Source organism: Litoreibacter roseus (assembly GCF_009811795.1).
Taxonomy (GTDB): domain Bacteria; phylum Pseudomonadota; class Alphaproteobacteria; order Rhodobacterales; family Rhodobacteraceae; genus Litoreibacter; species Litoreibacter roseus.
The window spans coordinates 349,413-375,857 of the sequence record NZ_BLJE01000002.1; the positions used below are offsets into that span (position 1 = coordinate 349,413).

The following is a 26,445-nucleotide window of genomic DNA, read 5'->3' on the forward strand; positions in this document are numbered from 1 at the left end:
AAACACACCCGTCTGACGAGAACCCGGCATCAACGCCCTTTGATCGGAATGGAGAACGACCGCTGTGCGCCTTTTGGTGGTATTGGAAATGGTGCAGCCCGCTGGATGATCTGAAGAGCCACGCGATCCAGCTCAGCGGACCCGGAGCTGCTGACGAGTGAAATGGCGCTCAACCCACCATTTGTTGCGATGCGGAAAGCGATCGTTGCCGTTCCGCGAGTCCTTAAACTGGGTCGACGCACACGCTGGATCCTGCTCATGACCTGACCTGGATAATTGGATGCCGCCGCGTTGCCCTCTTGTGTTGACCGAGGACTACCCGTTGTCCGCTGTGCATGCGGGGTCGAAGTCACCCCATCTGATTGTCCAGCGCGCGCGTTCGTCTGTGCTTCATTGCCTTGCGGCGTAGCATCAGCCCGGCGCGCGCGATCTGGTGTGGGTGGCTTATCGCTCATCGCGTTGCGCTCCACAAACTCGCGCTTGCGCGGTTTAGGTCGAAGGGATTTGGAGACCTCGGTTTCCGTAGGATCTTCGGCCTGAAGTATTCCGACGGGTGCTGTCGGTGCAATCGGAGTGGTTTGCATTGGCCTCATGGGCGCCAAAGTGGTGAGATTTGGTGTTGCGGCCGTGTCCGTCGCTGATGGTACCATTGTTACTGTTCCGTCGGATACAGGCTTTGCTTCAGGTAGTGCAGAAACGGTCTCCGTGATCTTCTGCACGTCTTGTTGTTTGGCCATCTGCTCGACCACGAGCGGTTGGTTGATCTCGGTCGCTTCGACCCGCGTCAGAGTCCCTTCTGCCATATCAGCAAACGCATTCCCCAAGGAGGCCTGCGTCGCGCCGACTTGCCCGCCCGCAATTTCGATATCCGCCGCAAAATCCATCCTTACCAGCCCCGCCAGATGAAGGACCGCAGCAGCGATCAAGGCAAGTCCAGCGATCCAGCGAGAGGTAGCGATCATTGCAGCCCGCGCTCTGTGACGATGATCACTTTACGCGCGCCCGCGCGGCGCAGATCCTGGCCAATCGCTACCAATTGTGCAGCGGGCAAAGTCTGGTCTGGCACAATCCGAACCTCGGTTTGCGCATCTTGTTCGAGCGTTGACATGTACGTTGCAGCATCCGGCATGCCCACGCCACGAAAGCTCATCTGACCGTCGGAGTGTATGACCAGAGCATCGGGTGGCGGCCGAGCATCAAGATCTCTTGTGTTTACCAAAGACAAATCCCGATCCAATGGTGGTGAAAGTGTGCCAGCAACCATGAAAAAGACGAGCATTAGAAAGACGATGTTGATGAGCGCAATAGTAGGCTCGCGTTTAGATCGAAGAGCTCGCATCATGCATCGCCCAGAACAGTGACACGCGCCGTTGGTATACTGCGCAGAACCACCAGCAGGTCGGTCAAACGTTGAGCGGTCACGTCCCTACGCAGACTGACAATGATGGGTTGCACTAACTCCGTGTCTATTCGCCCCGTCAAAGAGGCTTCAAGCCCATTCAATCCGAAGGGCTCACCGTTTACTGTCAGCGTCGCCTCACCGAGTTGCAAAAAAAGTGGAGCCACCGTTTCTGCGTCTGTTTGTCGTCCGGCTCCGGTTGTGCTCAACTCGATCTCGGCGAACTTCGAAAAGGTCGAGGTCAGCATGAAAAACAACAAGAGCAGAAAGATTACGTCAATAAGCGGTGTCACCGACAACCGTCGTCGTGTCCTAACCATGGCTCGGCACCATATCCACATGCATCATTCGTTGATCACGCTGATCCAGTGGCGCCAATGCGGTCAGAATGAGTGTATTGGCCAAAACTCGTTCCTCATCCATTCGGCCCTCGAACCACGCCAGTATCAGTGAGGTGGGCATCGCAACCACCAAGCCCACGGCAGTTGTCAGCAAGGCGACCCAGATGCCGCCCGCCAAGATAGACGGGTCCACTTGCGCCCCCGCTGCCTGCAATGACTGGAACGCTTCGATCATTCCCAGAACAGTTCCAAAAAGTCCCAAGAGGGGGGCTATATGGGCCACCGAGTCTAAGAACCGAAATCCTCTTTCAAGACGCGTGAACGCCTCTTCTGACATCGCGGCCAACCTGTTTCTGTCGCCGCCATTGAAGGCTGCTGTCAGGATAGGCGCCAGATAGCTGCCCGACTGTTCCAGCGCATCGTAAGCTCGGGCCCGGTCGCCTTGATCCCACGCCGTCAGCGCAATCCTTAAAGCGCGGTGTCGACCGACATGCGCTGCCGAAAACTGCCATAACTTGTAAATTACAACGGCGAGGGTCAAAACTGATACGGCGATCAACAGCATGACCACCGGGCCACCCAGATCAAATACTCTCGCAACCTGTGTAAGAATCCCATCGATCATCAGCCCAAGACCTCGACTGAAACGCGGCTCGACGGCACCAACCCACCTTCACAGGCGTCTGCTGCCAGACCTTCGGCCCTACATGTCTGCACTCCGTTGAACAGGACGCGCCCGAGGTTTCCGCAAGTCAAGTCTGGTACTGCAAACTGTCGCACCCTAGGGCGCCCCATCGGCAATGCGCCAAAGTCAAAGAGTGTTAGCTGAGCCACGCGGCCATCCGCCTCGAACAGTACGGTCTCATAAACAAGTTGGTCTATGTCGACGGTCTGTCTGTTCGTAACCAGGAATGTTAAAGTGCATGTTCCGTCGCCTTCGGTGACGGTGTTCAGTTCGATCGCGACCTTATTTGTCAGGTCTCTTTCATCTGCCACGGTCTCGAATGGCAGCAAACATACAAAAAGTCCCAAAAGCCGTAAGGCAGTCCTGTTCATTTCAAGCTCCCCTGCATTTGCAATAGGCGTACCTGGCGTTGGCTGGGGACCCGTCGTCCAAAAAATACATATCTGGAACGATGGCCGCAATACCTGATAATTTTACTTTGAATTGAGGAAACGTATGTCATACACCAAACGCATAGCCATAGGAGACCGCTATGACGTTCATTACGAATGTCGGTGGCGTTGCGGCGAAAATCGATGAAAACGACCGATACGCCACCGAAAATACGGTGCCGTCTCGTTTGATACTCGGTCGCCTTCTGGGGCAGGAGCAGGGCGCGCCTGAGTTCGTTGATTTCTATATCGCGGAAATGCGCAAAGTGACGAACGTTGTAGATCAGATTCCCGCCGAAGATCGCCCGATGGTCGGCGTTGAAAACGCGGCCGGTTGACAGCCCGATTTCTGTTGTAGGTCCTTTGGTCCTTACAACTATGGACGATTTGTTGAGCTGGCGGGCGGAACCAACTACGCCACAACACTGGCAAATGCATACTCGGTCGATTTATCGATGGAAGGTATCATTGAAGCCGATCCCGACCACATTGTCGGCACATGCGCCAACTGGGCCGAGGCGACGCCTCAAGTGACGTCAACTTTGCTCGGATACGACGCGGATCCGGCGGTGAACGCCGAAAAAATCAGAGCGCTGGCGATGTGTCGCGGATTCAGGGATCTGCGGGCGGTGCAAGATGGCAATTATCACTCAATCTATCATCAGTTCTACAACTCGCCCTACCACTTCATTGCATTACAGCAGATCGCAAAATGGCTTCATCCCGATGACTTCGAGGATCTTGACCCGCAAGAAACCTTTGACCGGATGCATGAGCGCTTCATGCCTTACGAAAACTCCGGTCAATTCTGGCTAAGCGCCAACGCGCCTGCCAGCTGACAAAGGAAACCTGTGGCGTTTCATGCGCCGCAGGTCTGTTCATATGACAGTTCAATACACGAAAGACATCGACGCATCTGCTATTGTCGCAGCTTACCGCCGCCGGTCTGAGGCCTACATATCCGAATTGCCCGGCGGACAGTCGCAAATGGTTTCGGTGGCGCAGGCTCTCATCCGGGAGGCGGACATCCACCTGTTTGATGAACCGACCTCAACCCTTGATCTGCACCATCTGCTTGATGTGCTGAGCCGCATTCGCAATACCATCGCCGCGCGTGGGGCCATTGGTATCGTCGCGTTGCACGATCTCAACCTCTCGGCTCGCTTTGCCGATCACCTGATCCTCTTGCAGCACGGAAAAGTTCTGGCCCAAGGCGCCCCGACCAGTGTCTTGCATCGGCCTGAAATCTCGCAGACGTATAGGGTGGATATCCGCATAACCATAGGCCCAAGAGAGGATCTGGTTGTCTATGCCTATGGGCCATAAAGCGGTTCTTTGATTGGCTGTACCTGCCCGCAGCGCGTGTGCAACCGCCCGCCTTGTCCTCGGCCAATCCGTAAAGCAGAGCGTCTAAGCTAGACACTCTGCTTTGACGCCACGCATCGTTCAAAACTGGTGTGATACAGACACTTTGAAGGTGCGCCCCGACTGGGGAAGCTCGTTGGGATAGATCGTGTAGTCTTCGTCAAATACGTTGTCGATCCCCGCACGAAAGACGGATCCCTCCAGAGGGCCGTCAGACGGCACCCATGATCCAAACATATCGAGCAGACCATATGACTCGCCCGGTGATCCTCCTTCAGGGACATCGTCTTGGTCCGCGGCAAATGTTGCACGCAGTCCCAATTCTAAATCATCAAGCGGACGGTAGCCCAATGTCGTGACCAGTCGTTCCTGTGGGATGGATCCTAACGCCTCCCCATTTTTCTGCTTTCCACGGGGCATGCTCAAACCCAGCCCCGCAAACCAGAGCCCCGCGTCATAGTCCATCTCGGCTTCGAAACCGTAAAGTTCCGCATCGACGTTTCTTTGCGATGTCGTGCCAAACACAAAGCCAGTAAAAGCGCTGGAAAAATCGAAATCGGTCACGACGCTGTCGATGAAATTGTCCACTTCGGCATAGTAGGCGTTCACAGAGAACCGCAGTATATCTCCGGGCCGCGCAAAATCGGCACGCTCAAATCGCGCGCCCAGTTCTACTTGTGTTGATTCCTCTTCCTCAAGATCTGGGTTTGGAACGAAACTGTTCACTCCCGTCAGTCCGGGGCCAAAATCGACGGAGAAATGCTCCCCATCGTTATAGAGTTCGGTCAGAGTCGGCGCACGAAACGCGCGAGCCAGGTTTCCAAAAAGCTGCCAAGTGTCGTTCGGTCGATAACTGAACCCGATCCTGGGCGAGAAGAATGTCTCATCCACATCGGCAAGCGTTGGATCATCGACATCCCGGCTGTAGTCGTCGTGCCGGACACCAGCAATGAAATCCAAACGGTTCGTTACGCCAAAAGTCGCTTCTGCAAACAGGCCAGTTGTATCCGCCTGAGAGTCTGGAAACTGTACGCGGTCGTCCCCATTTCGCGTTCCGCTTTGCGTATCGCGGAAGACCTCGATGCCGTAGACAAGACTCACCGGTATGCCGATGTCAAATCTGGATCGATTGACAACTTCAAAGCCAAAGGTGTCGTATTCGGTCTGATCTGCGCGCCCATCGACCAACCGGTCTTCACGGATATCCAGCTCGTTGCCGTAAATGAGTACGGAAAGATCCACGAGGTTCGAGTTCCGCGGGTTCCAGTCCCACGACAAGCGCCCGGTGAAAATCTCGGCGGAACGCTCCACATCCCGCTCACCACGCGATGCAGAATCCGCAGCGGCAGGTGTCGTTCCTTCATCGTCATAGTGGGACAGGCTCAGCTCGAACCGATGATCAGGTGTCGGTTCGAATCCAAACTTCAACACGCCGTTCACCTTATCGACTTCTGATCGCAAAATGTCATCGCCGGCTCCGTCATCAAGCGGTGCGTCGAACTGTCGGGTGCCGATGAAGGCAAGCGTGTCGAACTTTCCCCAGTCCCCATAGACCGTGGCAGTGGGGCTGTAGACCTCACCATTGTCCGAAAAGCCGAAACGTAGGCGGGCACCGGTGGTCTGGCCTGCGCTCAGCAAGTCTGTGGCATCCTTCGTGTCAACAGCGATCACACCACCGATGGCGCCGGATCCGAAGAGGGTTGATCCGCCGCCTCGCACGACCTCAACGCGTTGCACGATATCCGGGTCGAAAAAGAACCTCCCCCGGTGCGCCTGATTAAAATTCAAGCGACCACCGTCGACGCGCAAGACGACTTGTTCGTCCTGAAAGCCACGAATATTGGGTTCCTGTGCGATGCCGCGCGGCCCGCCCTCAATCACCACGCCCGGAATGTCACCGATCAACTCTTCATAAGTATCCGCCTGCCGTCGTTCCAGATTTTCGCCTTCGGCCACGGTCGCCGCAACCGGCGTATCTCGGATATCCCTGTCGTCCCGCAGCGCTGTTCCTAGAATGAGTGGCGGCAACTCTACCGGATCTTCTTGCGCTTGAGCCGCGCCTGCTAAAGCAGCCGTCAAGGCCGCGCATCTGAATACGCAAATTTGCATTGTGTGTCCCCGCATTATGTCCCCGTTGGGCGCGGGGCCTGCCGGGTACGGGTGGGGCGCGCAATCGCAGCTTCGTACGATACCTGATAAAAAAAGTAAAGATTGATTGCCGTTCGATTGGAAGGTTCAAATTGACCTGCCGCAACTTTGAGGCGGAAAGACAAACCCGCTAGATCTGATCTCAGCGAATACCCATCGAGCCATTGGCTTTGCGACAGATACCCGCGATCCATATCTAGATATTTCGGCGAAAAAATTAAATTCTATCTTCGATTTTGACTTTAATCTTATAGATATTAACTAGGAAGTAAGTGTAATAACATCCGTGCATAAATTTAGAAATGAAAATATCGTGACCATGCACTGCAAATTCTATGGTATTTCACTGTACAATAAACTCAGCGTGTAAGGCTCCGGCCGCTTTAATGCTCTTAAGTATATCAATCATATCAATTGGTGAAATACCTAATGCATTTAGGCCGGCGATCACGTCAGACAAGGACGTACTGTCAGGTAACTCCGCTAACCCTCGCCCTTGATCCTCAGCAACCGTCGCGCGGGTGCGGGGTACCACGACAGTTGTTCCCTCACTAAAGGGGCTTGGTTGCACAACTAGCGGGGCCTCTTCGATCGTCAGGGTAAGGTTACCTTGTGCGACCGCAACTCTGGAAATACGCACATCGCGACCCATAACTATTGTTCCAGATCTCTGGTCTACCACGACTTGCGCCTTCTGCTCGGGCTCGACAGTAAGATTTTCAATTCGACTAAGTAAATGAGCCGGCGATTTGAAATCGCCAGCCTCAAGATCGATTTCAACGGTACCCGCATCCAGCATTAATGCAACGCGACCACCGACCAGCTGGTTTATAACGGCCTCGATTTTAGAAGCGGTAGAGAAGTCTGGGGATCTAAGTGCCAACCTAATACTTGTAAGGTCTTGAAACGAAAAATCGACTTCCCTTTCGATCCTTCCGCCAGATGGAACTATACCCGACGTTGGAACGCCATGTACTACCCGTGCCGCATCACCTTCTGCGGATATTCCACCAGCGATAACTGAGCCTTGGGCAACAGCGTAAATGTCGCCATCTGCAGCATTCAAGGGAGTCATAATTAGTGTACCGCCAAGAAGGCTCTTGGCGTCACCTATAGCCGATACAGTGATATCAATCTTACTGCCTGCTCTGCTGAATGGTGGAAGTGTTGCGGTTACAAGAACGGCCGCCACATTTTTTGGGCGGAACTGCTCACCGGTCACATTAACACCAAGCCGCTCTAGTATATTCGACATCATCTCTTCGGTGAAGGGTGCGTTTCGTAGGCCATCGCCGGTACCATTGAGCCCGACAACCAAACCGTATCCAACAAGATCATTTCCGCGTACGCCATCAAATTCTACAAGATCTTTTAATCGCACTTCAGATGCATTTAGTGAGAGAGTAAAGTAGCAAGAGAGGAATAATATAATTATTGTGATGAAGCGCATTATCTCAGATACTCCGTCAGATTCAGTCTCGAGGTTTTAGCTGTGATAAGGTAGAGACTTTCCAGCCCCAATTGTACTTCTTCTAGGCGAGACGCTACTTCGTATGTATCTACGGATGTTATTCTGCTTTGTGCTTCGGTCAGAGATAGCACAATCGCGGCTGATCGAGCTTCGGCGGTTTCAAGCGCTTCCTGCGAAAGTCCTATATTTGCTTGAATATCAATTATGTCGGAACGACCGTTTATAAGGCCCTCCGATGCGGCAATCAAGATATCGTCACGGCCAGATGGATCAGCGGTTAAGGCACCTTCGGAAATCAGTACGACGGAGGCGAGATCCTTTAAGAGCTGTCGGATTTCGTCAGCATCTGCCGTAAGTGTTGGCTTGACGGATGTATTTGGACCAATCTGAGTGTTCTGGGCCGCAATAGGGCCACCTTGATAGGCATCCGTCTCGAAACCACCACCTGCTGAGAAGAACCAATCGTTCATTGCTGCTTCAAAATCTGGTCCGGTTGTCGCAGTCGCAGTTGCCGCCGTCAGGGAAGCAAGAATATCGTCCGATGAGGCCAGCGCCGCGCCATCAATCTCCGTACCGGCAAATAAAGATACTCCACCGACGGAGCTGTTCAGATAAGACACAACCGCGTCAAACTTCTCTCGTGATGTCGCAAGTTGAGCGGATACAGCACCGCTTTGGTCAAGCGTAGTTGCCGCTAGCAAATCTGTTCCAAAACTTCCAACTGTATTTTGGATCGCCTCGAGCGCGCCCTGTGTTGCATCAAGACGCGGCTTTACTTCTGCGCGCACCAAAGAATAGGCGTCCTGCAATTCGAGCTCACGCGTAATCGAAGCAGAAGGTGCAAAATCGCCTCCGGTCCGCTTCCCGAGATCGCTGGTCTTACCCGTCACCAGCTCACTGGTGAGTCTGGCTAGCTCTGACTTAAGGCTTGCGTTTTGCTGCCGAGAGATCAGGCTCTGGGCGAGATTGCCTAGGCTGGAGAACTGCATTTTATATCCTCAGAATTGATTGCATCATTTCGTCTACGACTTGGATGACGCGTGCGTTGGCCGCATAGGCCTGCTCGACCAATAGTAATTTTTGCATTTCTTGATCCGTATCAACGCCGGACTGCAGCTCTACTTCTGTCAGTGCGCGTTGTTGGGTCGCTGCAAATGTTTGCTGCCGCTCTGAGAGCTGTCGAGAAGATCCGAAGCCGGACAATACGTCGGAAATAAGATTTGAAAAGGATCCTGTCGTTTCGAGGGCGGTGGAGGACGGTGCGTCAAGAGACGATAGCGCATCAGAGAGTGCGGTAAGAATGGTGGTATCGCCCGGCGCGCCTGGTGTAATGCTTTGTAAACCATCCCGCAGTTTCCGATATTCGCCGCTCTCTGATGGATCAACCGCTGCGTTCACCTGTATCCGGGATGCGAGACCGATCTCATTGAGTGGATCCAGCACTGTTGCATTGTCAGTGAAGAGTCCAGGGTCGGTAGCTGTGAGCGTAGGGTCTACGCCTGTTTTGGACACTCTCTCGATAAGGTCACGCGCAAGGCCGTCAAGTTGTTCTTGCGCTTCCGGCGCATAGATATCCCGAACAGCAAATAGGCCGGAAAGCGAGCCACCTGCCAGCGCCGCGGCGGGCGAGCCGACTGTCGTCGCACTGCCCTCAATCGTTACTCCGGAAAGGGCCCCTGATGTAAGTGTCATGTCCGGCGTGATGAATGCGGTTCTGTCGAAGGATAGTTTGGCAGCGGTGTCGTCCAACAGAACAGTTCCGTTGCTGGTCATTAAAGCGACCCCGCCGTAGTCGCGCGGTAGTTGCTGGAGGGGAACAATCTCGCTGACAGCGTCAATCTCCGACTGCCGTTGATCCATCAGCGTTGACGCATCACCGCCCGCCGCAAGCGTTCGTCTGATTTCCTTGTTGAGGTCCTCGACATTCTGCAAAGCGCTGTTCAGATCCTCGACTTGTTTGCTTATCTTCGTGTCGGCCTCAACGCGGATCGTGCTGATTTCGTCGGAGGTCTTATTCAGCTGCGTTGCGACCTCCTGAGCGGCATTCACCACGGCAGCCAGCTTTGTGTCACTATTTGGGGTGCCTGCCGCAGCAATGAGGCTTGCTTCCAATGTGGCCACTTTCGATGTCAGGGAGGCCGCGTCGTCAGGCGTTCCCATGGTTTGCTCCAGCCGTAGGAAGAAACCAGCTTTAGTGCTCGCCTCCCCGTAGCTTGCGTCGGCTTGCCTGCGATCAGAAATAGCGGTTTCATTCACCTGACGTTCGACGCCAGTGATCTGAACGCCGGCACCAACGGCGCCGGCGGTTCTTGAGGCAAGTTGTATCTCCCGCCGACCGTACCCTTCTGTCAGGGAGTTCGCGACGTTCGAGGAAATAACCTCGGCGGATCGCGACGCTGCCGTCAGTCCGGATACCGCGTTTGCCAATGCACTGGAGATACTCATGACGCTCGTCCTTCAGTCGGAGTTATCGTTTGATATTCGTTGTTTCCTGAAGCATCTCATCGACGGTCTGAATGACCTTCGCGTTGGATGAGTACGCTCGTTGGGTCTGGATCAGCGAGGTCAATTCACCGGCGACGTCGGTCGCGGACTCTTCAAGAGCGAACCCAACAATATCCCCGGTCGGTCCATCGCCCGCATCCCACAAAAAGAAAGAACCGCTTTCGATGGAAGGTCTATAGGTCTGATTGTCCAGCGAGATCAGTCCATTCGGATTGGGCAGGTCGACCAGAGGGATCTGATAAACGCTGCGCGTGATACCGTTGTCGAATGTCGCTTTGACTAGACCATTGGAGTCAACATCAACTGCAATCATGTTGCCCACTGGCGATCCGTCTTTTGTAATCTGTGTGGGTGCAAAGTTGTCAGAAAGCTGTGTGATGCCGGTGGCAGTGTTCAACGCGCCGATCGTAACATCGATAGGACCACTGCCGACATTCATGCTCAAAACGCCTGTTGTCCCGTCATACGTGTCTGTGAAGGGTGCATTTACCGATACAGACCGAAGCGTGCCGCCGCTGCCGCGTGCGTCATTGAATTCCAGTGTGTAATTCGCAACCTCAGTACCGAGATCAGAGTCGGTGATGGACATCGTCCAAATGTTGGAGCTACCGGCTACGGTTGTATCCGGCGTAAAAACCGCAAGGACATTTTGCGATGTGCCAAGATTGTCGAAGTACTCGATTGACAGCTCATATGGGTCACCGCTTGCGCCGAATGCCGTTTCGGTTGCAGGTAGGTTCACCCCGAGGTTCATTCTTGTCGTAGGTTCACCCGCGAACTGGTTGACGTTGATCTGGACCGGCTCAAGCCCATCCGAGGTGTCGCGTGGGAAGGTCGGGACAGTTCCGTCGGCTTCTGCAGGCCACCCCATCAGGATCATTCCCGTCTCGCTCTTCAGATAACCTTCGGAGTCCGTTCGAAAGGAACCTGTCGTCGCAAGGCGGAAGGGGAACTCATCCCCGCGCTGACCGACAGCAGATTCGGTGGTCACAGGCAGGAACCCCCGTCCGCGAACGGCGAGATCCGTCGAGTTAGCCGTCGTCAGCAATGCGCCTGGCTGATCTATCAGACGTTGAGAGGTAACGCGAACCCCGCCTGCCGAGTACTGGCCCGTCCCACTGCTGAGAACCATGGAATGAAAGTCCGTGTCGGCGCGCTTGTAGCCGTTTGTATTCGAGTTCGCGATGTTATCGGAGATCGTCGCCAGTTTACTTGCGTTGGCCGCAAGGCCTGAAACGCCTGCGTTCAAGGAGGAAGAGATCGTCATAGCTGCGCCTTTCTGATGCACCCGTCTTGCAGCCACTATGCGTGCGTGACCTTAATACCGGGCTAATAGATAAAATGAGATGTATTTAGGTCTGCTCTCGAAGCAGAATGATTTCCAAGCGATTGTTTCTGTTTGATATTTTATTCTTCAGATACGGTTTCTGCTGCCCATACCCGATCACCCGCTGAACCCGGGTTTCCGGCAGTTCAGCGCCCTCGAACATTTCGCGAACCGTCTGTGCGCGCGATGTTGTGAGTGACCAAGACGGGTTTTCAATAAGAAGGGGTGAGAACGTGCGCGTGTGTGCGGCAACCGAGAGCTTATTTTCAACAAGGAGGAATACTTCAGTCAAGATATCCACGATTTCCGTCAGGATCGGGTTGGGCTCCGTTGTCTGCGCGTCAAAGAGAGGCGCGCCATCGAGATCGAACACTTCTATCATCAAGCCCTCATCGGTGACGCGGGTGATAATGTGCTTCAACGCCATCTCTGCCACGAGGCTTTCACCGCCCCGGCCGATGATGTTTGCTTCCAGTTCCTCGAGTTTTTGTTGTTCCTCGTTCTGCTGAATACCTGAGTTGCCTGACGCTTCGTTCCGACCGGGCGGATTGTCCAGCAGCCCACCAATTCCACTTTGCGCGAGAGTTTCTTCCGAGAAAATTGTGTTCCCACCGAAGGCACCGTCCCCGCCGCCGGACACTCTGGCAACGGGAATCGTAGGGCTAAAATAGTCCGCGAGGCCCTTTCGCTGGTTTTCGGTCGTCGCGTTCAACAGCCACATCAGCATGAAGAAGGCCATCATCGCTGTCACGAAATCTGCATAAGCGACTTTCCAGGCGCCACCGTGATGCCCGCCGCCGCCAACGACCTTCTTGCGTTTGATGATAATCGGTCGAGTGTCGTTGCTGCTCATCATGGCCTCTTCGCGGAATGCTTCAGAGGTATGAGATGCAGGTGAACTTATGCTTAATGACGCTCGAAAGAGGTATTATTTGTTCTTCAGATGTTCCCGCAGGCTGTAAACGCTTTGGCCACGTCAATCAAGAGGTCGGCGTAAAGGTTTGGACCGGCTTCTAAGTTGGCCCCCAGTATATCCGTTTGGCTGATCTGGACATCACGATCGAGGCCCTTGATATCTTGAGCGCCGCCGACCGTAGGCACAATCAGGCAAACGGGTTGATCCCCGCTGAGCTCGCCTTGCAAATCTTTCAGGCGTTTCGCCGACGGCGCGGCGTCATCTACATTTGTGATCGCCCCGATGGTTTCAACCGAGAACCGTTCTTCAAAATATCTGAGTGCATCGTGCTGAACGACGATGGACCCGGTGACCTGAGATACTTGGTCGTGGGTATCGGCTTCAATCTTTTCCAGCGCGGCGGCCGCCCTTAAGGCATTTTCTTCGTAGATCTTGTCGTGTTCCGGATCAGCGGCAGACAGGATCCGGGCAATTTCGCCAAGCCAGATCTTCGCATTCTGCGGATCAAGCCAAGCATGCGGATCTACGGGGCCGTGGGAATGACCGTGGTCATGATCAGAATGATCTTCGGCTTCGTGAATAATGGTTTCTGGTACATCCAGAAGGCTTACTTTCTGGGCATTTTCTCCAAGATTCTCCAACGAATCGTGCAACCAAGGCGTCAGTGCTTCGCCGATCCAGAACACGACAGCTGCGTCTTGTAAGGATTGCGCGTCGGAGGGACGCATTGCGTGGGAGTGGGGCGATGCGCCCGCCGGAAGAAGGAGGCTGGGCTGGCCGACACCGTCCATCACCGACGCAACCAGACTATGGACCGGCGCGATATCTGTAACGACTTTTGGCACCTCCGCCACTGCGGTCCCAACAGTCAAAAACCAAACTAAAACGGAGATACGCGCCATTGCATTGCCTTCATGTCTAGATTACTCAGAGACTCACTATTTGATATGTTATAATATATCAATACGGAGATTTAACGAAATGGCATCCGGCTTCGAGGCGCATGATCACACGGATTGTATAAGGACTGCGATGGCTCGGGTGGAAAAGCATTGCGCGGAAAAATCGTTGCGGTTGACCAAGTCCCGCCGACGTGTGCTCGAACTGTTGCTGTCAGAACATAAGGCGCTTGGAGCGTATGATATCCTCGCGCAACTTGCCGCGGAAGGCTGGAACGCGCAGCCGCCAGTTGCCTACCGCGCTTTGGATTTTCTTGTCAAAAATGGGTTCGCCCATAAGCTTGAACGGGTGAACGCCTACGTTGCGTGTATCAATCCGGACGCGGATCACCTTCCATCTTTCATGATTTGCCGTGATTGCGACGCCGTGGCGGAGGCGCGCTCGCCCGCACATGCCCGGGCTTTCAAGGCGGCGGCTGAAGCGGCTGGGTTTGAGATCGAAAAAACTGTTCTGGAAGCGCAAGGACTCTGCCCAAGTTGCCAATCCGCAGAGAACGAGACACAGCGATGAGGATGGTAGACGTCAACAAAGTCAGCGTTTCGCTTGGCGGGAAGCCTGTGCTGCAGAACGTCAGTTTTCATCTAGATGCCGGTGAAATCGTGACAATCGTTGGCCCAAACGGGTCGGGAAAATCGACTGTCCTGCGCGCCATTGTCGGTGCGATCAAGCCTGACGCGGGCCAGGTGGTTATGCCTGGCAGTTTGCGCTTGGGCTACGTTCCGCAAAAGCTTCATATTGATCAGACGCTTCCCATTACCGTGGCGCGGTTTCTGTCTTTGCCCAAAAAGCGATCCGGGGCAAAAATCGCTGAAGCCTTGTCGCAAGCGGGCGTGGAAGGGCTTGAACGACAACAAATGACATCCTTGTCCGGTGGGCAGTTTCAAAGGGTCCTACTGGCCCGCGCTTTGTTGGAAGACCCGCAATTGCTGATCCTCGACGAAGCAACCCAAGGGCTAGATCAGGTTGGGTCCGCCGCGTTTTATCGCCAAGTGGAAGACGTGCGCGCATCCCTCAATTGTGCTGTTCTGATGGTCAGCCACGAGCTTCATGTCGTAATGAGCGCATCGGATCGTGTGATTTGCCTGAATGGGCATGTCTGCTGCCACGGCAGTCCGGAAACGGTGGCCTCCGCACCTGAGTACCGGGCCCTGTTCGGGACGGGCACTCAAGGCGCACTTGCGCTATATCGCCATGACCACGATCACTCGCATGAGACCCATTGATGTTTGACGATTTTCTGGTGCGTGCGACCGTCGCGGGGATTGGCGTTGCGTTGGGCGCCGCCCCTTTGGGATGCTTTGTGGTGTGGCGCCGCATGGCCTATTTCGGTGACGCCACAGCGCATGCAGCTGTGCTGGGCGTTGCTCTGTCTTTGGCCACGTCTATTCCTGTTTTTACAGGCGTTCTGGTTGTCGCGCTCTCGATGGCGCTGCTTATCACATCTCTCAACGGCCGTGGTGTTGCCATGGATACACTTTTGGGGGTCGTTGCGCATTCGTCTCTCGCCTTCGGCCTGGTTGCAGTGTCTTTCCTCAACGGAATTCGCGTGGATCTGATGTCCTACCTGTTCGGTGACATTCTCGCTGTCGGCCACGTTGATCTAATCGTCATCTGGATAGGTGCGCTGGCCGCTTTGGCATTGACGCTCTGGTTCTGGTCACCGCTTTTGTTGTCGACCTTGAACCCGGACCTTGCCCGCGCCGCTGGCGTCAACCCCAAGCGGCAGGAACTCATCCTGACCCTTGCCTTGGCGTTGATCGTTGCTGTGGCCATCAAGATTGTTGGCGTTCTTTTGATTGCGGCCCTTTTGGTAATACCGGCCGCAGCCGCACGCCCCCTCAGTCAAACGCCGGAGGTCATGGCCGTCCTTGCAGCGATAATAGCCGTCGGTTCGGTCATTGGCGGTTTGCAGGCGTCCTTGCTGATCGATACCCAGACAGGACCTTCCATTGTCTGTTGCGCGGCGATTGCGTTCTTTCTCAGCCATGCCGTTCGACCGCTTCTTGCCAAGCGCTTTTGAATGTACGAAGGCGATAGCTTTTTTACGCTCAGCCCGCTTGGTCAGGCCGGATTGCTGGTTCTTTCCGTGCTTCTTGCGATCTTCACTATCATCATCGCGCGGAAAGCGATGCGCGGTTGGAGTGCGCCCTTGCTCGCTATCATGGTGTTCTACGGCTTCGTCTGGCTGTCACCGCAACTTTACTATCAATTCTACCGGGTGATCATTGATGGGTTGCCGCAGCAATGGGTCGTGGGGCAGCCTCCATCGGTCGAGCTCATCTTCGACATTCTTAGCTTCCAGGGCCCCTCAAATTTGTCATTTCACGGCCAGGCTATCCTTGGGTGGTGCCTGATCATCCTGTCTCTCGTCAGGTTGAGGCGTTAGGTCATAGGGAGCGGTCAAATCCCAGATATGTTCCGGGATCATGTTCTTCACGCGCTTCGGGTGCTGCCGTCTGAGATGCAGAACCGTCTCGATCGCCTTCATTTCGACTCGCGCCTTCGCAAACTCCAAACCGCGTGGTCCGATCTTGGGCATCAGCCATGCCATCAATCCACGCATAAAGTTGGGCATCTGACGCAGTGGCAAGCCACCGGCAGCCCGTTCGGTATTTGATAGAAAGCCTTTCACCGGACCTCTTCTGTTTCCGGCTGTACCAATCTGATCAAGGCGCATTTCGCCCTTGATGCCATCGAGCATGCCTTGCCCCCGCGCATTCCGGACAAGGATCCACTGCTCACCCTCACCGGCCATGTAGCCGACTGTGATATCAGACAGCACATTCGTGTAGTCCACGCAGGTTTTGCAGCTCAGAGGGAAGAAATCGTCGGGTAGCTCCGAAAGCTTCAGCTTCAGAAACGGTATGTCCTGCGACGTGCCGTCCTCAAACCGGATTTCCACATGATAATCCGCGCGAAACTCCAAATAGGTGATCGTCTCTGGTTTAGCCGAAAGTGTTCCAAGAAACGTATGGAAATTCTCGGTCGTAGTGTTGTCGGAGCAAGGCGTGCCGATAACAAAGATCGCCTCGAACCCGAGTTCTTTTTCGATCCGGCGCAGTGCGTAAACCTGACAGGGTATCCCGATCACCACGATCCGCTTGTGGCCAGCTGCCGCCGCGGGTTCCAATAGACTAAGCAGGGGCGCATAGCCCATCCGCATTCCCCGGGCGATCGGCATGGCGGCCGGATCCGTGACAATAATCGGCTGGGGTCGCCATTTGTCATTTGGATGAGGCCCAACTGTCAAAACTGCATCAACTGTACCGGTTTCAAGCAGCTTCTGCGCAAGGCGGGTTGTGATACCGGTCCATTGAGCCCCTTCCGCCGGTTTGTCTAGCGCGGCCTTGTGCATCGAAATAACTGGTCCGAAGAAGAGTTCATCCGGTCTGCGCGCCCGGCCTTGGACCACACGCTCCATTTCGGGGTAGTCTGGCTTGATAAACTGGCAGGCCATACCACAGGACTTGGACAGCTTCATCCGGGAGAGACCGCAATCGGTGCAAATCTGGCGCGCCTCGGCGTCTGGAAGGGGCGGGGCAGTATAGCCTGTCATGAGTTCACGGTATCTGTCGCTTGTCCAAAATGTCAATTTCAGATGACACTTTGGGTAGGTCTTACAATCGCTCTTCCCTCCGGGACCCAATCCCGTTATCAGGCCGCGTCTGCAAGACAAGTGCCGTAAAGGATCAAGTGACATGGGATACAAGATTGTCGTTGTCGGCGCGACCGGGAATGTCGGCCGTGAAATGCTCAATATTCTGGCGGAACGCCAGTTTCCAGTGGATGAAATCGCGGCGCTTGCGTCGCGGCGCTCGCTTGGAACAGAAGTTTCGTTTGGCGATACGACACTTGTCACGAAAGACCTGAATGAATTTGACTTCGCAGGCTGGGATATCGCCCTCTTTGCGATTGGCTCCGACGGTACGAAAGAGCATGGACCGCGTGCCGCGAAAGCCGGTTGTGTGGTGATCGATAACTCTTCGCTCTACCGCTACGATCCTGACGTTCCGCTGATTGTCCCCGAGGTGAATGCTGACGCGATTACCGGCTATTCGAAGAAGAACATTATCGCGAACCCCAACTGCTCGACCGCGCAGATGGTTGTCGCCCTCAAGCCGCTTCATGATCGCGCACGGATCAAGCGCGTTGTTGTGAGCACGTACCAATCTGTTTCCGGCGCTGGCAAAGCCGGGATGGATGAATTGTGGAACCAAACGAAGGGCATCTATGTGCCCGGACAGGAACGGGCGGCTGACAAGTTCACGAAACAGATTGCGTTCAATGTCATTCCCCACATCGATGCCTTCATGGAAGACGGATCGACCAAAGAAGAATGGAAGATGGTCGCGGAAACGAAAAAGATCATTGATCCGGCCATCAAGGTCACGGCGACATGTGTCCGTGTGCCTGTTTTCGTGGGCCACTCCGAAGCGATAAACATCGAGTTCGAAGACTTTCTGGACGAGGATGAGGCGCGTGATATCTTGCGTGAAGCGCCCGGTGTGATGGTTATAGACAAGCGGGAGGATGGTGGATACGTCACGCCGGTCGAAGCCGCCGGAGATTTTGCGACCTTTATCAGTCGCATTCGCCAGGACTCAACGATTGAAAATGGCCTGAACCTGTGGTGCGTATCTGACAATTTGCGCAAGGGCGCCGCTTTGAACGCCGTGCAGATCGCCGAAACGCTTGGGGCGCGCGTTCTTAAGAAGGGGTGACCCCTCTTTAGACCATATCGGTTTCAATGAAGATATCAGGAGCTTCCTCGACGTGGATGATGTCGGCGGCTTCGGGTGCTTGTTCCGTATCCGCCAATGGGTCGCTCTGTTCGAAAATGAGACCGAGGTCGGGCATGGAGGAGCCGTCGTCTTCCATAGGCCGGAAGTCGAACCGATCGGTCGGATCCTCTGCTTCAAACATGCTCATGAGAACGCCGGAGACTTCTACACCGTCAATCTGGGGCAGCGAAATTGAAAACCCGTCCGGCATGTCCGTATGATCAAGGCGCGTCATGAATGCGTTTGCCAAGGTTGAGTTGGCGAGATCGGGTGTGCTCATATCTGGCAGCGGTGTGTCCGATATGGAAAAGAGCTGATCGGTTACTGTGCCGTTTTCGTTGTTGAAACCAAAACAGATTACGTTTGTTTGCCCTTGGTCGCTGGCGCTTAGACCAAATATCTCGACGCGGTCTGGCTGCGGAGCGTCATTTACATGGACGCCATCCATGACCAGATTATAATCCGACAGCGAAATCGCTGCGGAATCCGGTTCAATTTCTACATATGCAAAATCCAGTGTTTCCACACCAGTCCGCATGACCACATCAAGTGTGCTGGGCGCGACGGTCGTCACCTGACTCAATTCGTCCGAGGTTATCTTGTAGCCGGAAATAGAAAAAACAGTCATGTGTTGCCCCTTGTTATCGCACTGAGGGGTTCTGGACCGGCGAAGTTAACTGGTGCTGACTGCCGAAAGCAATTCTGGGAAAAATTTTAGAAAAAGGTCGGTGGTTTAGCGAGGTGATAGAATGGGTCAAAATCTCTCGGCACGAAGAACTTCGCAATCCGTCACAGAAACCACTCCGATATGGCGCTCGACAACTTCAAGTGCGGCGTTCAGCAGGCCATCTAATCGATCAGATCGCAGAATGCAGGTGACGCTGATCATGCCTGATGCTGTGCTGACCTGACCATCTCGCGACCATCGTCCGGATCGACCGGAGCCGCCCAAAACCGGCAAAATTGTATAAGCGTCGATCCCGGCATCATTCATGGCGCGGACAAGACGGCGCTGGGCCGGGGCTTCGATGATGATTTCAACACGTTTGGCCGGATGGGTTTGCATTCTAACCTCCTGTAGCGAAGCGCGCGATGGCTAGGTAAATCGGTAAGCCAATCGTCAGGTTGAACGGGAATGTAACGCCAAGCGACAGCGTCAGATAGATAGAAGGATTGGCTTCCGGCAAGGCAACCCGCATAGCGGCTGGGACGGCGATATAGCTAGCGGATGCCGAAAGGGTCATCAACAACATCGCCCCCCCGGTCGACAAACCAAGAAGCAACGCCGCGCCGAGGCCTGCGAGACTGCCGACAAGCGGCATTGTCACCCCAAAAACGATGGCACCAGCCCCCAGCAGACGAGCAGAGGTCCGAAGACCACGTCCGGCCACGAGCCCCATATCCAGTAGAAACAGACACAGGACACCGGTGAACGGCGCCACAATAAAGCTTGCGATACTGTCCAATCCGTCTTGGCCCGTGACGGCCCCGATAATGAAGGAGCCGACCAAAAGAACGATTGAGCCGTTAAGCAGGATCTCGCGCCAGAGCCCGGGCTCCATCTCGTCATCTCCGTTGCCGCGCGAGATCAGCCAGAGGGCAGACAAAATGGCTGGCGCTTCCATGACTGCGGCGGTGGCCACCATGTAACCTTCTGCGGTCAATCCGGCGCTTTCCAGAACGGTGGTGCCTGCAACAAACGTGACGATAGAGATCGATCCGTAATGCGCGGCGACCGCGGCTGCGTCCGTCCTGCTGAGGTTGGTGAGCACTTTCAGCAATGCAAATGCCACGAAGGGCAGCAGGGCAGACAGAATCAGACCGGCGATCAGTGTCCCGACAAGCCGGGCATCAATCCCGTTCGCTGCGACAGCGGCGCCGCCTTTGAAGCCAATCGCGAACAGAAGATAGATCGAAAGCGCTTTCGCAGCGGCCTCAGGGACCGTCAGATCTGACCGGGCAAGCGCGGCGGCAACGCCCAGAGCAAATGACAAAATCACAGGTGAAATCAGGTTGGCCGCAGCCAGCGCTAGGATTCCGTCCATACTGCCCTCGTTTTTTGTGTCTGACCGTTGTTCAGCAAAAGACCCTTGGCCTCAAGTGCTTTGCTCAGACAGCCGTAAATTCATCGGTTTCGGTCGACAACGCCCAGAGGTCGCCTTTCGCGATATCATTATAGAGACCGTGAAGGCTGAGGCGTCCTTCCTCGATCGCGTGTCGGACAAACGGGAAGGTGGTTAGGTTGCTCAGCGAAATACGGATGGACGCGTGTTCCAGCGCCTCAAGCCGCTCGCTTTCGGATCCGTCTGGCAGGCCTTCAAAGCCCGGTCGCAGAATATCCATCCACCGCCCGACGAAGCTGGATTTTTTTTCAAGCTCCGGCGCGTTGCCCGAACACATGTCATAACATCCCTGAACACCGCCACAGCGGGAATGACCAAGCACGATGATATGGGCAACGCCCAGTGACTCGACCGCGTATTCAATGGCAGCTGATGTGCCATGGTGGTCGCCATCGGGCTCGTAGGGCGGGACAAGGTTCGCGATATTGCGATGAATGAAGAACTCACCCTGCTCGGCTCCAAAGATCGAGGTCACGTGGACCCTGCTGTCACAGCACGAAATGACCATCGCACGGGGCCGCTGCCCCTCTTCAGCAAGCTTTCGATGCCACGCCTCGTTTTCCGCGAATGTAGTTGCCTTCCAGCCGTGATAGCGCTGGATCAGATAGGCAGGCAGCGGTTTCAATCCATCCATAGTCGTCTCCCGATTCAGGCCCAACTACTTTCAATTCAATTGAATTTCGAGTGATTTCTGATTTTCGACGAAACACTTTTTTCATGTGGAAACGGCAGTTTTGACCCAACACAGCCGCGGGGTGCGGGTGGAAAGGGGTGGACGATGTCCGATATTATAAAACTGAAATTCGTGGAAAGGGTCATTCTTGATCCAGACCGATTGGTCGAATTATGTGTATCGCTTGGCGATGCTGGTGCAGAAGAACTGATCTCGCTGACAATGGAAGAACTGTCATGTGGCTTGGGCCGTGTTGAAGAGGCGTACACCGCTCAAAATTGGTCGATCATGTCCGCTGAGGCCCGCCAATTGTCCAATGCAGCGGATCACATCGGGATGCAGACCTTCGTGACAGTCGTTGCCGATGTTGTGACATGCGTCGAGCAACAAGACTTCATTGCCCTGAGCGCCACGCTGGAACGCCTGCGTCGCATCGCGGACAAATCCTTGAATGCAATGTGGGACATGCAAGACATCCCTGGGTGATTTCCGACTTTGATTTGCAGCACTTTCAATTACAGGTAGTGTCTGCAAATCTGAGATAGGAAATTTAAGAATGCCCACTTTTGCCGCGCCCGATGCGTCAGCCCATCCACTTCATTTGCTGCGGCCTGATCGTCTGGACAGTTGGCTCTCTGATCAGAGCACGCATGTGCAGCGATGGGTCAAGGCAAATGGTTTCACAGGGCGCGAAGGGGAGGTTTGCTTGATCCCGGGTACGGATGGCGGCGTTGACGCGATCGCAGCGGGGTTGGGTGACACATCCGCCGCCGCGCGCGGTCGGTTTCACCTCGCATCGATTGCCCAAAAGCTGCCCGAGGGGACCTATAAGATTGCCAGCCACGGTGAGGCTGAAGACCTGCAAGAGCATGCATTGGGTTGGCTGCTGTCCCGCTACAAATTCAACCGCTACAAATCAGGGGAGCCGCACTCCGCAAAGCTTATCTGCCCGGACGGCGTAGATGCGGACAGGCTCAGCGCGATTGCGGCGGGTGAGTTTCTGACGCGAGATCTCATCAACACGCCTGCAAACGATATGAGCCCACCCCAGTTGGAGGCCGCCGCGCGACAATTGGCGCAGAATCACGACGCTCAGGTCGACGTCATCACCGGTGAGGCATTGCTGGAAAAAGGTTTCCCACTCGTACACGCCGTCGGGCGGGCTTCCGCCGATGCCCCAAGACTAATCGATCTGACATGGGGAACCGACGGCCCGGCGCTCACGCTCGTTGGTAAGGGCGTCTGCTTTGATACGGGCGGTCTCAATATCAAACCCGCGTCCTCTATGGGGTTGATGAAAAAAGACATGGGCGGCGCCGCGACGGTCCTCGGGCTGGCGCATATGATCATGGCACTCAAGTTACCGGTTCGTCTGCGAGTTCTTGTCCCTGCCGTCGAAAACTCGATCAGCAGCAACGCGTTTCGCCCTCAGGATGTTCTCATCTCCCGCGCTGGCAAAACAGTGGAGATCAACAATACAGATGCAGAGGGTCGCCTGGTTCTGGCCGATGCGCTGACCTACGCCGATGAGGCAAAGCCCGATGCTCTGATCTGCATGGCGACCTTGACCGGCGCGGCGCGTGTCGCCGTGGGACCAGACTTGGCGCCGTTTTATACAGATGACGATGAGTTGGCTCAGGCCTTGCAACATGCGGCGAAGGCTGTGCGTGATCCCGTTTGGCGGATGCCATTCCACACACCGTACGAGACCATGATAGAACCGGCGGTCGCTGATTTGGACAACGCGCCCGGCGGTGGATTTGCGGGCTCCATCACCGCAGCACTTTTCTTGCGCCGTTTCGTGGAGCACACGGCCAAATTCGCACATTTCGACATATATGGATGGCAGCCCAATCCACTCCCCGCCCGACCGAAAGGCGGTTTGGGTCAAGGGGCCCGGGCGCTGCTAGACGCACTACCGAAAGTTCTCAACCTATGACCGACGCCCGCTTAACGCCTTCCAACGAACGTGTGGCCGCCGCCTATTTAGAAGGTCAGGTCGATGCGCCGCGATATGTTGAAGGGGAGTTGCTGCAATGTACCTGTGCGGCCGCCGATATCCTTGGCAAACCCGGAGGGCGCCGCACGTCTCAACTTCTGTTTGGTGATCTGTTCAACGTTCTTGAGGTACACAAGGGCCATGCGTTTGGGCAGTCGGTCTATGACGGCTACTGCGGTTATATTCGTGAAGATCTTTTGGGACGTGCCGAGGACGCGACCCATTGGGTATCTGTTCCTGCAACCCATTTGTACCCCGCACCTCATTTGAAGGTCATGACCCAAGGCGCGCTATATTTCGGATCAGAAGTATCTGTGATCGGCATTGAAGGCACGTGGTCTCGCCTGTCGGGCGGGCAGTGTGTCCCAAGCGTCCATCTCCAGCCCATTGGTGAACGTCGGAAGGATCCCGTCGCTGTTGCGGATTTGCTGTTGGGTACGCCATATCTTTGGGGCGGCTCCAGCCGCTACGGCATCGATTGCTCGGGCTTGATCCAGATTTGCTGGCGTGCCTGTGGGCGCGAATGTCCGCGCGACAGCGATATGCAGGAACAGGACATCGGACATCCTGTCGAGATGGAAGATATTCGCCGCGGTGACCTGGTCTTTTGGGACGGGCACGTTGGTCTGATGACATCAGATAGCATTATGATCCATGCCAACGCGCATCACATGGCTGTGGCCTATGAGCCTTTGGAAGACGCAATCCAACGGATCGACGAGGCTGGCGATGGTCCAGTTACATCGATCAAAAGACCCGAATGACAGTCATTCGACGACGCGGATCAGTTTCTTTTCCAGAACCCTGAGAACCTGCTTTAGATCAGCACCCCGCTTCAGAATGCGACCATCCATACCAATCACGGCATATTGCTGTTGCTTGGCGGCAAGCTTTGGTCGTTTCTCGATGCGGTAGATTGGATGTTCCGCCGCGCGTCGAAAAATCGAGAAAACGGCGACGTCTTTTAGCATCGAAATCCCGTAGTCCCGCCATTCGCCAGCGGATACCATGCGACCATAAAGTGTAAGGATGTCCCCGAGCTCTCGACGGTGAAACGCGACTCGGTCCGGTATCTGATGCCCTTGCAGCGGAATTGGTGAATTATAGCTCATCGTGCAACCCTGACGTGAACACGGCTCATTTTGCAAGAGTTGTCCACAGGCGATCCTATCGAAACCCCAGCAATTCCGCGCGTTTTCCCTGTTTTGGCCATGATTGGTTGCGACCTATTCCATGTGTAGCGAGTGAGAGCTCAACCCGGTGCGGCAGTATCAGCCCCCACCCAGATGGTCGCACCGGACTACACGGGACTACGGCCCCATCCTGAGTTTTCAGGGTGGGGTTGCTCACTTCAAGGGGTCGTCAGGCACAGCAAATGTTAGTGACGCCCAAAGCGAGTACCATACCGGATCGTCCTTGGGCTTTTGTGCCTCAAGCGGGACCATAGCGACCGCATCAACAAGATAGGCATGACCAGGCTTAATGGGCAAATCGACCTCACCTGTCGCGTCGGTTCTGTGAAGCGTCACGTTGACCGTATCGTCAGGTGCGCGTTCGAACAATTCGACCTGAACATCGGCCCGCGGCGCCCCTTCAAACAGCACGCGAACCGGCAATGTATCGCCGCTTTTCGTATAAGGGTTCGCCAATGCAACGATTTCGGTGCGCAGGCCGACCGCTTGGTCATCGCCCGCGCCAGACCCGACGGCGACAAGGCTTTTGCCAAAGCGCCGATACCGCTCCTTGAACCTGTCCTGAGGCAAACCGCGTTCGGTGTGTTCATTCAGAACCTCGGTAAAATCCTTATGGGTCGTGAATTTCACGAACTTTTCCCACTTCGTATAGGTCAAAACGCTGTCCGTCGTTTCATGAACGATGATGGCAAGCCCGTCGTTCGAGACGTCCATGTTCAGGGCAGGCGTGTCCCCCAGTCGTCCATCGACGGGCAAGGTGTCGTTATCCAAAAGAACCTCGAACCGCTCGAACCGACGGGGGTTGAAGGAATATCCGCTGCCTTGAAATTCTTCTCCGACACGAAGTTGGGCTTGCAACTTCTCGGTGTTCTCGATCACGTAGGCCTCGGGAGATATCCAGAATTCGTGGCTCATCGCGACACTGGGGAGAAGACCGATGAGACCGGCACAAAGAGCGGGACGAAAATTCATGATGATCAAGCCTTTCCAAGCGTTCACCTACATGCTGGCCTGCTGGGTCATATTGTCAACCATCAGCCTCCTCACCTTTTTGTCGGTCGCATCTGCCCATGAAGTCAGACCCGCAATTGCCGATGTAACTTTGGATGACAGCGCTCTCCAAATCGAGATGCGCTTGACCGCAGAACCGCTTCTGGCGGGTATCGATTTGCAGGGTCTGGAAGATACCAACGAAGCGCCCGAAGCGGACCTGAACGATCAATTGCGGGCGCTGCCGCCCAGCGAACTGGAAGCCCGGTTTCAGGCGGCGTGGCAGGACCTCCAATCCGGTTTCTTCGTTCGCGCGGGAGATGCCGATGTTTCGTTGGCGCTAACTGGTGTATCTGTCGTGCCTTTGGAAAATCTAGAGCTGCCGCGCGACACGATGGTGACCCTAGAGGGTGCCTTGCCCAATGACGACTCTGAGGTTCGGGTCGGGTGGGCGGCGGCCAACGGGCCGCTGATTGTACGTCAGGCAGGCGCAGGTGACGATGCCTATGCTGGTTTTCTGGAGAACGGCGATCTCAGCGAACCACTACCCCGAGCCGGTTCAGCCACGGAAAGCGGGTGGTCCGTATTCGTCCGCTACATTGGTGTTGGGTTCGATCACATTATTCCCAAGGGCTTGGATCATATTCTGTTCGTCCTTGGCCTATTCTTCCTCAGCCTGAAGGTCAGGCCGCTGGTCATGCAGATTACTGTGTTCACAGTTGCGCATACCATTACTCTTGCGCTGGCGAGCCTCGGCGTCGTCGCGATCTCACCTGCGATTGTGGAACCGCTGATCGCCGCGTCCATAGTTTATGTTGCTGTGGAGAACATCTTCGTCTCGCGCGTGACACCGTGGCGGCCGTTCGTCATCTTTGCGTTTGGCCTTTTGCACGGGCTTGGATTCGCGTCTGTCTTGGGGGAGTTCGGCCTGGCGCCGGGGCGCTTCGTGGCAGGTCTGATCGGGTTCAACATCGGTGTCGAGATTGGGCAACTCACGGTCGTTGCCCTGGCGTTTCTCGCGGTGGGCTATTGGTTTGGACAAAAGCCCTGGTACCGCCGGGCCATTTCTATCCCGGCCTCCGTCGTGATCGCACTTATCGGCGCGTATTGGGCTGTTGAGCGGGTGTTTTTTTAAAAC

31 protein-coding genes are annotated in these 26,445 nt (G+C 55.1%); 12 read left to right on the forward strand and 19 right to left on the reverse strand.

All coding sequences use genetic code 11. The features are described 5' to 3' along the window. Positions 1-29 precede the first annotated feature (29 nt). The 5 genes from tolA to KIN_RS08705 are packed head-to-tail and all read right to left on the reverse strand — an operon-like array spanning position 30 to position 2,796. The gene (tolA, locus tag KIN_RS08685; RefSeq protein ID WP_159806056.1) at positions 30-962 is read right to left on the reverse strand and encodes a cell envelope integrity protein TolA; all 933 of its coding nucleotides are present in this window, start codon (positions 960-962) and stop codon (positions 30-32) included. After that, positions 959-1,342, reverse strand: coding sequence for an ExbD/TolR family protein (locus KIN_RS08690; RefSeq protein ID WP_306439000.1), 384 nt, complete (start codon positions 1,340-1,342; stop codon positions 959-961). Before KIN_RS08690 ends, tolA begins: the two co-directional genes overlap by 4 nt. Beyond that, positions 1,339-1,740 carry an ExbD/TolR family protein gene (locus tag KIN_RS08695; protein ID WP_306439001.1) on the reverse strand — a complete coding sequence of 134 codons (402 nt, stop codon included), beginning with the start codon at positions 1,738-1,740 and terminating at the stop codon, positions 1,339-1,341. Before KIN_RS08695 ends, KIN_RS08690 begins: the two co-directional genes overlap by 4 nt. Continuing rightward, complete coding sequence (locus KIN_RS08700; protein ID WP_159806060.1) at positions 1,712-2,365, reverse strand: MotA/TolQ/ExbB proton channel family protein; 654 nt, start codon at positions 2,363-2,365, stop codon at positions 1,712-1,714. The genes KIN_RS08695 and KIN_RS08700 overlap by 29 nt, the downstream gene beginning before the upstream one ends. Then, the gene (locus tag KIN_RS08705) at positions 2,365-2,796 is read right to left on the reverse strand and encodes a hypothetical protein (protein ID WP_243144870.1); all 432 of its coding nucleotides are present in this window, start codon (positions 2,794-2,796) and stop codon (positions 2,365-2,367) included. Before KIN_RS08705 ends, KIN_RS08700 begins: the two co-directional genes overlap by 1 nt. A 161-nt stretch (positions 2,797-2,957) precedes the next feature. Here KIN_RS08705 and KIN_RS22410 point away from each other — a divergent pair, with 161 nt between their 5' ends. From KIN_RS22410 to KIN_RS08715, 3 genes are all read left to right on the forward strand, one after another. After that, positions 2,958-3,194: a hypothetical protein gene (locus tag KIN_RS22410; RefSeq protein WP_243144871.1), complete on the forward strand. Its 237-nt coding sequence runs from the start codon at positions 2,958-2,960 to the stop codon at positions 3,192-3,194. A gap of 117 nt (positions 3,195-3,311) precedes the next feature. Further along, a complete protein-coding gene (locus KIN_RS22415) occupies positions 3,312-3,695 on the forward strand; it encodes a TroA family protein (RefSeq protein ID WP_243144872.1) in 384 nt (127 codons plus the stop codon). 43 nt (positions 3,696-3,738) lie between these two features. Then, positions 3,739-4,182, forward strand: a complete 444-nt coding sequence (locus KIN_RS08715; protein WP_243144873.1) for an ATP-binding cassette domain-containing protein — start codon at positions 3,739-3,741, stop codon at positions 4,180-4,182. A 120-nt stretch (positions 4,183-4,302) separates the two neighbouring features. On the opposite strand, the gene KIN_RS08720 is transcribed toward KIN_RS08715, so the two are convergent. From KIN_RS08720 to KIN_RS08750, 7 genes are all read right to left on the reverse strand, one after another. After that, complete coding sequence (locus KIN_RS08720) at positions 4,303-6,300, reverse strand: TonB-dependent hemoglobin/transferrin/lactoferrin family receptor (protein ID WP_159806064.1); 1,998 nt, start codon at positions 6,298-6,300, stop codon at positions 4,303-4,305. A 412-nt stretch (positions 6,301-6,712) separates the two neighbouring features. Continuing rightward, a complete protein-coding gene (locus KIN_RS08725) occupies positions 6,713-7,819 on the reverse strand; it encodes a flagellar basal body P-ring protein FlgI (protein ID WP_159806066.1) in 1,107 nt (368 codons plus the stop codon). Continuing rightward, positions 7,819-8,829: a flagellin N-terminal helical domain-containing protein gene (locus KIN_RS08730; RefSeq protein WP_159806068.1), complete on the reverse strand. Its 1,011-nt coding sequence runs from the start codon at positions 8,827-8,829 to the stop codon at positions 7,819-7,821. The genes KIN_RS08725 and KIN_RS08730 overlap by 1 nt, the downstream gene beginning before the upstream one ends. A 1-nt stretch (position 8,830) precedes the next feature. Further along, positions 8,831-10,285 (reverse strand): flagellar hook-associated protein FlgK, encoded by a 1,455-nt coding sequence (gene flgK / locus KIN_RS08735; protein ID WP_159806070.1) that lies wholly within the window; start codon positions 10,283-10,285, stop codon positions 8,831-8,833. A gap of 22 nt (positions 10,286-10,307) precedes the next feature. After that, the gene (locus tag KIN_RS08740; protein WP_159806072.1) at positions 10,308-11,612 is read right to left on the reverse strand and encodes a flagellar hook protein FlgE; all 1,305 of its coding nucleotides are present in this window, start codon (positions 11,610-11,612) and stop codon (positions 10,308-10,310) included. An 85-nt stretch (positions 11,613-11,697) separates the two neighbouring features. Continuing rightward, positions 11,698-12,528: a flagellar motor protein MotB gene (locus KIN_RS08745; RefSeq protein WP_159806074.1), complete on the reverse strand. Its 831-nt coding sequence runs from the start codon at positions 12,526-12,528 to the stop codon at positions 11,698-11,700. Between the two features lie 83 nt (positions 12,529-12,611). Continuing rightward, on the reverse strand, positions 12,612-13,490 hold the full coding sequence (locus KIN_RS08750) for a zinc ABC transporter substrate-binding protein (RefSeq protein ID WP_159806076.1): 879 nt from the start codon (positions 13,488-13,490) through the stop codon (positions 12,612-12,614). Positions 13,491-13,569: 79 nt separating this feature from the next. Between KIN_RS08750 and KIN_RS08755 the strand changes: the two genes are divergently transcribed. The 4 genes from KIN_RS08755 to KIN_RS08770 are packed head-to-tail and all read left to right on the forward strand — an operon-like array spanning position 13,570 to position 15,934. Continuing rightward, positions 13,570-14,058 (forward strand): Fur family transcriptional regulator, encoded by a 489-nt coding sequence (locus tag KIN_RS08755; protein ID WP_159806078.1) that lies wholly within the window; start codon positions 13,570-13,572, stop codon positions 14,056-14,058. Next, on the forward strand, positions 14,055-14,771 hold the full coding sequence (locus tag KIN_RS08760) for an ATP-binding cassette domain-containing protein (protein ID WP_159806080.1): 717 nt from the start codon (positions 14,055-14,057) through the stop codon (positions 14,769-14,771). Before KIN_RS08755 ends, KIN_RS08760 begins: the two co-directional genes overlap by 4 nt. Beyond that, complete coding sequence (locus tag KIN_RS08765) at positions 14,771-15,568, forward strand: metal ABC transporter permease (protein WP_159806082.1); 798 nt, start codon at positions 14,771-14,773, stop codon at positions 15,566-15,568. Before KIN_RS08760 ends, KIN_RS08765 begins: the two co-directional genes overlap by 1 nt. Then, positions 15,569-15,934: a hypothetical protein gene (locus tag KIN_RS08770; RefSeq protein WP_159806084.1), complete on the forward strand. Its 366-nt coding sequence runs from the start codon at positions 15,569-15,571 to the stop codon at positions 15,932-15,934. Here the strand turns inward: KIN_RS08770 and KIN_RS08775 are convergent. Beyond that, positions 15,866-17,104, reverse strand: coding sequence for a Coenzyme F420 hydrogenase/dehydrogenase, beta subunit C-terminal domain (locus KIN_RS08775; RefSeq protein WP_159806086.1), 1,239 nt, complete (start codon positions 17,102-17,104; stop codon positions 15,866-15,868). The two genes, KIN_RS08770 and KIN_RS08775, sit on opposite strands and share 69 nt — an antisense overlap. A 142-nt stretch (positions 17,105-17,246) precedes the next feature. Here KIN_RS08775 and KIN_RS08780 point away from each other — a divergent pair, with 142 nt between their 5' ends. Further along, positions 17,247-18,269 (forward strand): aspartate-semialdehyde dehydrogenase, encoded by a 1,023-nt coding sequence (locus tag KIN_RS08780; RefSeq protein WP_159806088.1) that lies wholly within the window; start codon positions 17,247-17,249, stop codon positions 18,267-18,269. A gap of 7 nt (positions 18,270-18,276) precedes the next feature. On the opposite strand, the gene KIN_RS08785 is transcribed toward KIN_RS08780, so the two are convergent. From KIN_RS08785 to KIN_RS08800, 4 genes are all read right to left on the reverse strand, one after another. Continuing rightward, positions 18,277-18,957 carry a hypothetical protein gene (locus KIN_RS08785; RefSeq protein WP_159806090.1) on the reverse strand — a complete coding sequence of 227 codons (681 nt, stop codon included), beginning with the start codon at positions 18,955-18,957 and terminating at the stop codon, positions 18,277-18,279. A 126-nt stretch (positions 18,958-19,083) separates the two neighbouring features. Next, positions 19,084-19,395, reverse strand: a complete 312-nt coding sequence (locus tag KIN_RS08790; protein ID WP_159806092.1) for a P-II family nitrogen regulator — start codon at positions 19,393-19,395, stop codon at positions 19,084-19,086. A gap of 1 nt (position 19,396) precedes the next feature. Then, the gene (locus KIN_RS08795; protein ID WP_159806094.1) at positions 19,397-20,374 is read right to left on the reverse strand and encodes a sodium-dependent bicarbonate transport family permease; all 978 of its coding nucleotides are present in this window, start codon (positions 20,372-20,374) and stop codon (positions 19,397-19,399) included. 64 nt (positions 20,375-20,438) lie between these two features. Next, positions 20,439-21,086, reverse strand: coding sequence for a carbonic anhydrase (locus tag KIN_RS08800; RefSeq protein ID WP_159806096.1), 648 nt, complete (start codon positions 21,084-21,086; stop codon positions 20,439-20,441). Between the two features lie 144 nt (positions 21,087-21,230). Here KIN_RS08800 and KIN_RS08805 point away from each other — a divergent pair, with 144 nt between their 5' ends. The 3 genes from KIN_RS08805 to KIN_RS08815 all read left to right on the forward strand — a co-directional run bounded on the left by KIN_RS08805 (position 21,231) and on the right by KIN_RS08815 (position 23,888). Continuing rightward, on the forward strand, positions 21,231-21,611 hold the full coding sequence (locus tag KIN_RS08805) for a hypothetical protein (RefSeq protein WP_159806098.1): 381 nt from the start codon (positions 21,231-21,233) through the stop codon (positions 21,609-21,611). Between the two features lie 70 nt (positions 21,612-21,681). Further along, positions 21,682-23,064 carry a leucyl aminopeptidase family protein gene (locus tag KIN_RS08810; protein WP_159806100.1) on the forward strand — a complete coding sequence of 461 codons (1,383 nt, stop codon included), beginning with the start codon at positions 21,682-21,684 and terminating at the stop codon, positions 23,062-23,064. Further along, the gene (locus tag KIN_RS08815) at positions 23,061-23,888 is read left to right on the forward strand and encodes a C40 family peptidase (RefSeq protein WP_159806102.1); all 828 of its coding nucleotides are present in this window, start codon (positions 23,061-23,063) and stop codon (positions 23,886-23,888) included. The genes KIN_RS08810 and KIN_RS08815 overlap by 4 nt, the downstream gene beginning before the upstream one ends. Before the next feature lie 3 nt (positions 23,889-23,891). Here KIN_RS08815 and KIN_RS08820 read toward each other — a convergent pair whose 3' ends face one another. Together KIN_RS08820 and KIN_RS08825 are read right to left on the reverse strand one after the other, a co-directional pair. After that, positions 23,892-24,236 (reverse strand): DUF2794 domain-containing protein, encoded by a 345-nt coding sequence (locus KIN_RS08820; RefSeq protein ID WP_159806104.1) that lies wholly within the window; start codon positions 24,234-24,236, stop codon positions 23,892-23,894. A gap of 234 nt (positions 24,237-24,470) precedes the next feature. Then, on the reverse strand, positions 24,471-25,289 hold the full coding sequence (locus KIN_RS08825) for a DUF4198 domain-containing protein (protein WP_159806106.1): 819 nt from the start codon (positions 25,287-25,289) through the stop codon (positions 24,471-24,473). On the opposite strand from KIN_RS08825, the gene KIN_RS08830 reads away from it, so the two are divergent. Further along, positions 25,288-26,442 carry a HupE/UreJ family protein gene (locus KIN_RS08830; RefSeq protein WP_243144874.1) on the forward strand — a complete coding sequence of 385 codons (1,155 nt, stop codon included), beginning with the start codon at positions 25,288-25,290 and terminating at the stop codon, positions 26,440-26,442. The genes KIN_RS08825 and KIN_RS08830 overlap by 2 nt on opposite strands. Positions 26,443-26,445 lie beyond the last annotated feature (3 nt).